Genomic DNA, 9,630 nt, shown 5'->3' with positions numbered 1-9,630 from the left:
GCGTAACCCGCCGAATGCGGTGTCCGTTGATATGGCGGATTACGACGCGCGGAAAATCTTTACCTATTTTGAGCTTGAATGGTTTGCGCGTCTAATCCGCCCTACCGCGCTTGAAAAAGCCGGTTTTGTTAACCGCGGCGGAAAGGGAAGCCACAGAAATTTTGTACATCCGATTGTTATGAAGTCGGTCGTAATTTCTGGAAAAGCTGGGGATGATGCCAAAAAATATCAAGAAAGAGCTGTTGAAGCCGCTATAGAGGAGTCAAAAAAATGAACGAAAAATATCGTTATGTAAAAATAGTAGAATGGTCAGATGAAGATCAATGCTCTGTAGGGAGCTGCCCCGGTCTTTTTTACGGGGGCTGTCACGGCAGCGATGAAAAACAAGTTTTCGCAGAACTCTGCGAAATAGTCGATGAAACCATTGCACTATACAAACAAGACGGGAAATTCTTACCTCCGACAACATCAGGTAAAGACTACGCTAACAAAATGCTCAGTGTTGCCTAACATTGCGCGCAACCGGAGCGCGGTTATAATGCGGTTTTGTTTCTCAACTTTTCGGGCCGCGCCCGGTTAGCTCTACGTTCAAGCCGACATGTCTCGTAATCAGGTAGCCATGCCCCAAATCAATGCAAGTTGCACCAGACTTGGGAAAAAACTATGCAGCCATGTTGCGTACTGCTTAGAATTGATCGTCATCAATTCTAATTAGCTTTTAACTACAATTAGTTGCAATTATATTTCTGCGTCGTAATCGGTGGCATGTGATTTGCTTTGTTGTATACATAGTTGCATTTTTAACCAGACTACAAATCAACAGCCCAAAGATTCGCAATGCTAACCATTGAAATTAATGCCGAACCAGAAGCCATTGCTATCGATCTAGCCAAAACAGCCGTTGTCATCATTGACATGCAGCGTGATTTTCTTGAACCGGGTGGTTTTGGGGAATCCTTGGGCAATGATGTTTCGCTGCTGTCCGCCGCCATCGAGCCATGTAAGGCTTTGCTTAGTGCAGCAAGGCAAAATGGAATGCTGGTGATACATACCCGTGAAGGCCATCTCCCTGATATGTCGGATGCACACAAGGCCAAAGTTGAGCGTGGAGATCCCAGTCTGCGTATCGGAGAAATGGGCCCGATGGGCCGTATCCTGATTCGTGGCGAGCCGGGCCAGGACATCATTCCTGAACTGTACCCGCAAGCGGGGGAAACGGTCATAGACAAACCCGGAAAGGGCGCATTTTATGCGACTGATCTCCAGTCTATCCTCCAAAACAATGCCATTGAAAACCTGATAGTCTGTGGCGTCACCACCGAGGTCTGCGTACATACCACCGTGAGGGAGGCGAATGATCGGGGCTACCGTTGCATCGTGCCAGGAGATTGCTGCGGCTCCTATAGTCCGGAGTTTCATGAAGTGGGCCTGTGCATGATTAAGGCGCAAAGCGGGATTTTTGGATGGGTCACAGATTCCAACACTATTTTGACTGCGATGAACGCGTAAGACGAGGCGCAATGCCGTTAAGTTTAGCCGCTCATGGTTCGACAAGCTCACCACGAACGGCTTAATTTAACGATTGGAACGAGACGGATGTATTTTTTATTTTGGTATAAAAATTAGGGGGCATCATGACAACAACATCCAAGGTTAACATTTGGACACCCGGAGACTGGAACGCATTCTCCGGCTTTGGCACCAATATTCTGGTCAATCTACTGGTATTGACCGGGCTCTTACGCTTTGTGCTGAAAATGCCAGATGAGATTGTGTTTGGCCGAATCTTGCCGGCGACCGGGCTGATGCTATTTCTCAGTACGCTCTACTACGCTTGGCTGGCCTACAAGCTGGCTAAAAGTAGCGGCAGAAATGATGTCTGTGCCTTGCCCTCAGGCATCAGTGTGCCACATATGTTTGTAGTTGTTTTTGTCATCATGTTGCCTATCTCACTCACAAGTGGTGACCCCATCAAGGGTTGGGAAGCGGGTTTGGCCTGGGTATTCATTCAAAGCTTTGTGCTGATGCTGGGTGGCTTTATCGCTCCTTATATCCGCAAGGTTACACCGCGCGCCGCACTGTTAGGTACCTTGGCCGGGGTTTCAATTGCTTTCATCTCCTTGCGGCCTGCACTGGAAATGTTCATGACACCAGTGGTAGGCGTGGTGTGCTTCTCCATTATCCTGGCAAGCTGGTTCGGCGGTGTGCGTTTTTTCAAAGGCATTCCGGCAGGATTGGTCGCCATTGCTGTGGGTACGCTTATTGCTTGGGGTTCTACCGCCATGGGTTTGAATTATGGCGGGATGAGCTTGGATAATGTCACTGCATCATTAGCTAACTTTGGTTTCTCGTTGCCACTTCCAGCCATAGACCATGTTTTTTCCGGGTTTGAATTTTTGGCTGTGATTCTGGTGACGGCGATTCCGTTCGGCATTTATGATCTGGTTGAAGCCATGGATAACGTGGAAAGTGCGGCAGCGGGTGGGGACAGTTATCCTACAACGCGTGTGCTGTGTGCTGTGTGCCGATGGCGTGGTCAGCCTGATCGGCTGCTTGATGGGCAACCCGTTTATTAACGCCGTGTACATCGGCCATCCTGGCTGGAAATCCATGGGCGGGCGCATAGGCTACTCAGCCGCTACTGGGGTCACCGTGCTGGTGCTGTCCTGGTTGGGCATTATTGCGCTCATCGCATCGCTCATCCCTGTCGTCGCCATTTCACCGATTCTGCTTTACATCGGTATGCTGATCGGCGCGCAGGCATTCCAGGAAACGCCAAAAAGCCATGTGCCGGCCATCATATTGGCCTTGATGCCGAATCTTGCCGCGTGGGGAAAGCTGCAAATTGACAATGCATTAGGCGCGGCAGGCACCAGTGCCGCCACGCTTGGCCTGGATAAGCTGGGGCAATCAGGGGTGCTGTATCATGGCCTGGAAGTGCTCGGTGGCGGCGCTATTCTTGGCGGATTGATCTTGGGTGCGATAGCTTCTTTCATTATTGAACGGGAACTGTTCAAGGCCGCCGTGTTTGCCTTGGCGGGTGCGGCGTTCACTTTTGTTGGGTTGATGCACGGTGAAGCCATCGGCTTTGCTAAATCGTTGCCGGTGGCCTTTAGCTATCTTGCCGTGGCTGGTATCCTTCTGGTTTCGGCAAAGTATGCCAAAGTGACAGTGGCATCAGGGGAAATCATTTGAAGGAACACAGGAAGCGTAACGCGAGTGGAGCGCGGTTGTACGACGACCACCGGATCAGCCGTAGGGGTCGGGTGTTTTGACGGAGTTGGAGCGGAAGCGGAAGCGTAGTCAAAATACAAGGCCATCCGACACGGCATCAAGCCATTATGGTAGCCGTGGCGCACAGCGTATCAACGCGTTGTGCGTACTGCAGAGGACGGAGGACGAACCTGGGCAGCCGAAGGGCAATAATCGCCATAAGACAAGTGACTTATGAGTTATTTGAAGTATTGTGCTATTCATTCCTGTGCGTGACGGGGTGTTTAATGTACCACCGCCTTGGAAAAAAGGTTGAGCACAATCACGCCAGCCACAATGAGCGCGATACCTATGAGCGCTGCAATACCGAGCGACTGGTGATAGATAACCCACCCACCCAACCAGCAAGGCCAAGGCAACCCCGACACCAGACCAGATAGCGTAGGCAACGCCAAGAGGGATGGTGCGTAGCGTAAGCGAAAGAAAGTAGAACGCCAGCACATACCCGACAATGACAAGAAGTGAGGGACTCCAGCGGGTAAAGCCCTCTGCTGTTTTAAGTGCGGAAGTTGCAACAACTTCGGACACGATTGCTATTGCCAGATATAGCCATTGCATATGTTGTGAATGGCTAACGTTCAAGGTAACCGGCCTGCGCGGTTTTTCGCGCAGGTCCGGTTGACCGCCTGGTTGGGCATGATGCTACTCATAGACGAGAATATGTGAAGGCAATTCTCGACGCACAACCTCACTTATGCGTTCGTGTGCTAACCACACCTCATGGCACCTTGTGTCTGCTTCATATTTTGATGCTTCGTAGCGGATATTGACTCCGAACGGCTTTAACGATTCGGCACTGCTAAATAGAGCTGAAAAAGCAGGTGCGATTTTTATACACTCTCCAAGAAGCTCCGAAATATCGTGTGTCTTTTTGATGGGCACGCCATGAAATGCAAGAAATGCTTTGATGTATTTTTCCGCGCACTGCTGGGCATGAAAGCAGATTGAATAGGGTACAGAGGAGCACTGCGCGGAAATGTAATCGGCTTGCGCCATCTTGATGAAATCTCTTGCCTTCTGCGCATTGTCCATTCTCATGCCCAACAAGTAATTTAAAGTTTCCGTATATCTTCCATGTTTTAGATTTTCGAAGCAATAAAATTTGGTTTTACTACGATTTCCTAACGGTATATCACCCTTATATAGCTAGATATACAGTTCTCGATATAATGCCATGTTGGCTATTTCGTATTGTTTGTTTCAATTTTCCTAGAAAAACCTGAGTGTGCGGGGTATGCCCCCCGTCACCATCGTTATGGCCTCAATAACGCCGTTGGTGGGTGCGAAGCGTTACGGAAGGGGTAAATCGGCTTGGTTGTGTCTGCCATCAACTATCCTCCGGCAGTTCGGCGTAATGGCTTATTCATAAGGCTTTGTTAGACCCCTAACAATAAGCGAGCAATAGCCAATTGAATATACGTCATTTGACTGATGAGTCAAATGACGTATTGTGCAACTCCCCCCTAATCATAATAATCCCCACCGGCCTGTAATGTGGCTGCGTTTGGACAAGCTAAATGCTTTAACCAATCATACTGTAAATTCTAGGGGATATGTTATGAGTGATGCTAAACAAATAATGGCTGGAATAAAAAGTAGTGGATCACTGCTTCCGGCAATGGCTTTGCTAATCTTGTCGGCGGGCCATGCGCCGTCAACAGAAGCAGGCGCTACGTTCAAGATTGATGACACCAAATGGGTCAGCATCGGCGCGGGATTGAGAACCATCTTCGCGACTTCGGAGAATACGGCCGGTAGAAACGGCGACAAATGGTCGACCGATTTCCGCCTGGACAACCTCCGTCTTTACATGAATGCTCAGATCCATAAGTACATCAAGTTCGAGTTCAACACGGAATGCGCGAATTGCGGCGACGGCGGCGATATCCGCATTCTGGACGGTGTCGTCAAATTCGAATACAACCCCTTCATCAATCTCTGGGCGGGCCGCCAACTGGTACCGGAAGGCCGTATCGAAATGAACGGGCCTTTCTACAGTGCCACCTTTGAACCGTTCAAAACACCTTTCGAACCCTCCGATTCGACGATTCAGAATGTGTTGCCGGGACCGGATGCCGGCACCTTTGGCCGTGATGAAGGCGTCAACTTTTGGGGTGCCGCGCTGGACGGCCATTTGAAATACGTGTTCGGTGTGTTTCAGGGCTTGAAGCGCACAAATTACACTAATGTTCCTGGAGCCATCACCAACAAAACCGCCAACGCCGACAGTAACCTGATGTATGCCGGACGTGTCGCCTACAACATACTGTCAGTGGAGAATGCGCCAGGCTATTACACTGGCGGCACCGCCTACGGCGCCGACGGCGATGTACTGACCGTGGCCGGCTTTGCCCAGTACCAGGAGGACGGTGCGGGCAGTTTTGAGCGCCCGGGCAATTTCCTACTCGCTGGCGGTGACGTGAAATTCGAAAAGGTAATGCCCGATAAGGGTGTGCTGACTTTTAACGGCGAATACAAAAATTTCGGCATCAGCTATCACAACGGTGCGCCAGGCCCTGGCACCAACACCAATACCTTTATCGTCGGTGGCGGTGGCGGTGGACTCTCGACCGGATTCCAAGGCAACTCCGTTACCGGCAACCTGCTTTATCTGATCCCCCAAAAGATCGGGATCGGCCAGTTCCAGCCCTATGTCATGTATACCGAAATCTTTACACGGAACGGGCCAGACCAAAGCGAATATGAGGCTGGCGTGAACTACGTCATCGATGGCCATAATGCCCGCGTCTCTCTGCTGTGGCAAGGCGGCGACCTTTCCGGCGGTGGTGCCATCTGGAATCCGGCTGCCAACGGAACCTTCACGAACGCGATTAAGATCGGCGTTCAGATCCAAATTTAATCGAACATTCAAGCGTAGCTTAAGGAAACAAAACATGTTTAAAATCATTTCAAGCAAATTAAGAGCGAAAAGACTGCTGGCGCCCATCGCCGCCGCGGCGATGGCGTTCGCCGCCGCGGCCCATGCCGAAGACACTATCAAGGTCGGTGTCCTGCATTCCCTGTCAGGTACGATGGCAATCAGCGAAACCACGTTGAAAGACACAGTGCTGATGCTGATCGACGAGCAAAACAAAAAAGGTGGCTTGCTGGGCAAGAAACTCGAAGCTGTAGTCGTCGATCCCGCTTCCAACTGGCCGCTGTTTGCAGAAAAGGCGCGTGAATTGCTGAGTAAAGACAAGGTAGCCGCTATTTTCGGCTGTTGGACATCGGTGTCGCGCAAATCGGTGTTGCCCGTTATTGAAGAACTGAATGGCGTGCTGTTTTATCCTGTGCAATACGAGGGTGAGGAATCGTCCAAGAACGTGTTCTACACTGGCGCAGCGCCTAATCAGCAAGCGATCCCGGCAATCGATTATTTGATGAACGATTTAAAAGTTAAACGCTGGGTGTTGGCGGGCACCGATTACGTTTATCCGCGCACCACCAACAAGATACTTGAAGCTTATCTTAGGGCTAAAGGCGTGGCTAAAAAAGACATCATGATTAATTACACGCCGTTTGGTCATTCCGATTGGCAAAGTATTGTTGCTGACATCAAAAAATTCGGTTCGGCTGGCAAGAAAGCAGCGGTAGTTTCAACCATCAATGGTGATGCTAACGTGCCGTTCTACAAGGAACTGGGCAACCAGGGCGTATCGGCTGAAAATATTCCGGTGATTGCGTTCTCGGTCGGTGAAGAAGAGCTATCCGGCGTAGACACCAAACCGCTGGTCGGTCATCTGGCTGCATGGAACTACTTCATGAGTGTAGATACCACCAAAAATGCCGCGTTCATCAAGCAATGGCATGACTTCATCAAAAATCCTAAGCGAGTCACCAATGACCCTATGGAAGCTCATTACATCGGCTTCAATATGTGGGTGAAAGCGGTGGAAAAGGCCGGTTCGACTGATCCTGCTAAAGTGCAAGATACCATTATCGGCGTTGAGTATCCAAACTTGACAGGTGGCATGTCGAAAATGTTACCTAACCACCATATCAGCAAGCCAGTATTAATCGGCGAAATCCAGGATGACGGCCAGTTTGTCACCGTATGGCAAACCAACAAACTGGTGGATGGAGATGCCTGGTCTGATTTCCTGCCGGAAAGCAAACCGATTCTGGCTGATTGGACTGCACCAATTAGCTGCGGCAATTTCAACACCAAGACCAAGAAATGTTCCGGTCAAAATTATAAGTAGTGTTGGGGGTGTTCAAAATAGTTCCCACGCTCCGGCGTGGGAAAGATGTATAAACGAAAAGTGCAGTAAACAGATAAGCAAGGCGGATATAAAGTTCCGTTTATTTGTGATTTACGGAGTAGACACATGAAACCGGACTTTTTCAGGCGCTGTTATCGCTTAATGGCGATGTTGATGCTGCTGTTGCCAAGCTTTGCTCTTGGTCAGGATAGTTTAGCCCAGGACGTATTTTCCGAAGCCCTGACCAAATTGAATGCCACGTCCATGCAAGAACGGAGTGCAGCGATCGATCAACTGGCAACGGTCAAAGAACCCAGGGCAATCCTTATTTTGCAGGCCTTATTGGACGGACATTTATTTAATCTGAAAGCTGAGGGCAAACTGGTTATCGGCAAAGAAAACAGTTCCGGCTATAAGCTTAGCGATGCTAAGACTGGGCAGGATTTAGGTGTTGCCGCTCATGAAGCCACACAAAAAATTACGGTCAATAACAGCCTTAGAATTTCGCTTAGGAAAACCATCGGACGCTTAGAGCTTAGTGCAAGCGATGCAAAAGTAAGGATAGGCGCAGTCCATGCCATAGCCAAAGCGATAGACGAAGAGGGCCTTACACTATTGCGTGATCATCTAGCCATAGAAAAGGATGCGACAGTCCAGGATGAAATTAAACTGGTTCTTGGCTTGGAAGAGTTAAACAGCACTGACAAAACTGCCCGTTTGGGGGCAATAGATTTACTAAAAAACCATGCAAACCAAGAGGTGGTCAATCGCTTGAATGCACTGGTTGAAAAAGACGCGGATGGCCACTATTTGGAAGCGGATGCCGATGTGCGTAATCAGGCTAAAGTCGCTTTATCTAAAATCAATTCTAGGCTGCAATGGTACGCTGCCATTGAAACTTTATTTTTTGGCTTAAGTCTGGGCGCTGTGCTGGTGTTGGCGGCAATAGGCCTTGCGATTACTTTTGGTGTCATGGGTGTCATCAATATGGCGCATGGCGAATTGATGATGCTGGGTGCGTACACCACTTATGTCATGCAACAGCTCATGCCTGATTATCTGGGTTGGTCCCTGATATTGTCTATTCCCGCTGCGTTTGTGATTTCCGCATCTGTGGGTATTGCCATTGAACGCGGCATTATCCGTTTTCTTTATGGTCGTCCTCTGGAAACCTTGTTGGCAACATTCGGTGTCAGCCTTGTTTTACAGCAAGCGGTACGTTCCATATTTTCACCTTTAAATCGCAGTGTCGCCAGCCCGCAATGGATGAGTGGCGCTTGGCAAATTAACGACTTTCTGTCCTTAACCTGGAATCGCTTTTATATCCTGGTTTTTTGCTTGTTGGTGTTTGCCTTATTGCTGCAAATCCTTAAACGGACACGCTTGGGCCTGGAAGTGCGGGCCGTCGCACAAAATCGCAATATGGCAAAAGCAATGGGCATCCCCACTGCCCGGGTCGATGCCTTAACGTTTGGTCTCGGTTCGGGAATTGCAGGGGTGGCGGGGGTGGCATTAAGCCAGATTACCAATGTCGGCCCGAATCTGGGGCAGGCTTATATCGTCGATTCGTTTATGGTGGTGGTGTTTGGCGGTGTTGGCAATCTTTGGGGCACACTGCTGGCAGGATTTTCCTTAGGCATTGCGAATAAATTACTGGAACCCGTTGCTGGTGCAGTATTGGCAAAAATACTGGTGTTGATGTTTATCATTTTGTTCATTCAAAAACGGCCACGCGGCTTATTTCCGCAAAAAGGCCGGGCAGCGGAGGGCTAAGAGGATGCTATTGAATTTGTACAAACAAGATAAGGCAGCAGCTTTTCTAATGGGCAGCATCGGGTTTATTGCCTTGTTCGTACCACTATGCAACCTAATCTTTCCGGCTGAATCGGCGCTGCATTTTTCCGCCTATAGTGTTTCGTTGATAGGCAAATACCTGACTTTCGCGCTGTTAGGCCTATCGCTGGATTTGGTCTGGGGTTATTGCGGCATCCTGGCTTTAGGGCATGGCGCTTTTTTTGCTTTGGGCGGTCGCTGCGAGACAGGAGTCGAGTAGTCCCCAGAAGCGATAGGGCTGGGCGTTTTCACGAAGCGTTTTTTTGCGTAGTGAAAATGCAAAGCATTCCGACATCGCGTCGAGTCATTGCGTAACCAATGT

Annotated in this window: 11 protein-coding genes and 1 pseudogene; 9 read left to right on the top strand and 3 right to left on the bottom strand. The window is 49.5% G+C overall.

The annotated features are described in order from the left end of the window. The 5 genes from ACLQ6D_RS00060 to ACLQ6D_RS00040 form a co-directional block, all read left to right on the top strand. Window positions 1-274: type II toxin-antitoxin system HicA family toxin (locus tag ACLQ6D_RS00060; RefSeq protein WP_411725202.1), on the top strand; the 274-nt coding region annotated here is incomplete at its 5' end. After that, entirely contained in the window at window positions 271-510 is a 240-nt protein-coding gene (locus ACLQ6D_RS00055; protein WP_411725201.1) for a hypothetical protein, read from the top strand. The genes ACLQ6D_RS00060 and ACLQ6D_RS00055, both read left to right, overlap by 4 nt. Before the next feature lie 327 nt (window positions 511-837). Continuing rightward, window positions 838-1,509 carry a cysteine hydrolase family protein gene (locus ACLQ6D_RS00050; RefSeq protein WP_411725200.1) on the top strand — a complete coding sequence of 224 codons (672 nt, stop codon included), beginning with the start codon at window positions 838-840 and terminating at the stop codon, window positions 1,507-1,509. Window positions 1,510-1,634: 125 nt separating this feature from the next. Further along, window positions 1,635-2,576, top strand: a complete 942-nt coding sequence (locus ACLQ6D_RS00045) for a hypothetical protein (RefSeq protein WP_411725199.1) — start codon at window positions 1,635-1,637, stop codon at window positions 2,574-2,576. Beyond that, the gene (locus tag ACLQ6D_RS00040) at window positions 2,515-3,195 is read left to right on the top strand and encodes a hypothetical protein (protein WP_411725198.1); all 681 of its coding nucleotides are present in this window, start codon (window positions 2,515-2,517) and stop codon (window positions 3,193-3,195) included. The genes ACLQ6D_RS00045 and ACLQ6D_RS00040 overlap by 62 nt, the downstream gene beginning before the upstream one ends. A 302-nt stretch (window positions 3,196-3,497) precedes the next feature. On the opposite strand, the gene ACLQ6D_RS00035 is transcribed toward ACLQ6D_RS00040, so the two are convergent. The 3 genes and pseudogenes from ACLQ6D_RS00035 to ACLQ6D_RS00025 all read right to left on the bottom strand — a co-directional run bounded on the left by ACLQ6D_RS00035 (window position 3,498) and on the right by ACLQ6D_RS00025 (window position 4,305). Beyond that, on the bottom strand, window positions 3,498-3,716 hold the full coding sequence (locus ACLQ6D_RS00035; RefSeq protein ID WP_411725203.1) for a hypothetical protein: 219 nt from the start codon (window positions 3,714-3,716) through the stop codon (window positions 3,498-3,500). After that, window positions 3,630-3,831 (bottom strand): annotated as a pseudogene (locus ACLQ6D_RS00030) (DMT family transporter); the annotation flags it as partial. The gene ACLQ6D_RS00035 and the pseudogene ACLQ6D_RS00030, both read right to left, overlap by 87 nt. Before the next feature lie 84 nt (window positions 3,832-3,915). Then, window positions 3,916-4,305: a HEPN domain-containing protein gene (locus tag ACLQ6D_RS00025; RefSeq protein ID WP_411725197.1), complete on the bottom strand. Its 390-nt coding sequence runs from the start codon at window positions 4,303-4,305 to the stop codon at window positions 3,916-3,918. Window positions 4,306-4,831: 526 nt separating this feature from the next. Here ACLQ6D_RS00025 and ACLQ6D_RS00020 point away from each other — a divergent pair. The 4 genes from ACLQ6D_RS00020 to ACLQ6D_RS00005 all read left to right on the top strand — a co-directional run bounded on the left by ACLQ6D_RS00020 (window position 4,832) and on the right by ACLQ6D_RS00005 (window position 9,528). Continuing rightward, entirely contained in the window at window positions 4,832-6,133 is a 1,302-nt protein-coding gene (locus ACLQ6D_RS00020; protein ID WP_411725196.1) for a hypothetical protein, read from the top strand. Between the two features lie 34 nt (window positions 6,134-6,167). Further along, complete coding sequence (gene urtA / locus ACLQ6D_RS00015; protein WP_411725195.1) at window positions 6,168-7,475, top strand: urea ABC transporter substrate-binding protein; 1,308 nt, start codon at window positions 6,168-6,170, stop codon at window positions 7,473-7,475. 126 nt (window positions 7,476-7,601) lie between these two features. After that, on the top strand, window positions 7,602-9,248 hold the full coding sequence (gene urtB / locus ACLQ6D_RS00010) for an urea ABC transporter permease subunit UrtB (protein WP_411725194.1): 1,647 nt from the start codon (window positions 7,602-7,604) through the stop codon (window positions 9,246-9,248). 4 nt (window positions 9,249-9,252) lie between these two features. Beyond that, window positions 9,253-9,528, top strand: a complete 276-nt coding sequence (locus ACLQ6D_RS00005) for a hypothetical protein (protein ID WP_411725193.1) — start codon at window positions 9,253-9,255, stop codon at window positions 9,526-9,528. The last annotated feature ends 102 nt before the right edge of the window (window positions 9,529-9,630 follow it).

Source organism: Methyloglobulus sp. (assembly GCF_046714055.1).
GTDB lineage: Bacteria > Pseudomonadota > Gammaproteobacteria > Methylococcales > Methylomonadaceae > Methyloglobulus.
This window is presented reverse-complemented; position numbering and strand designations above follow the sequence as displayed.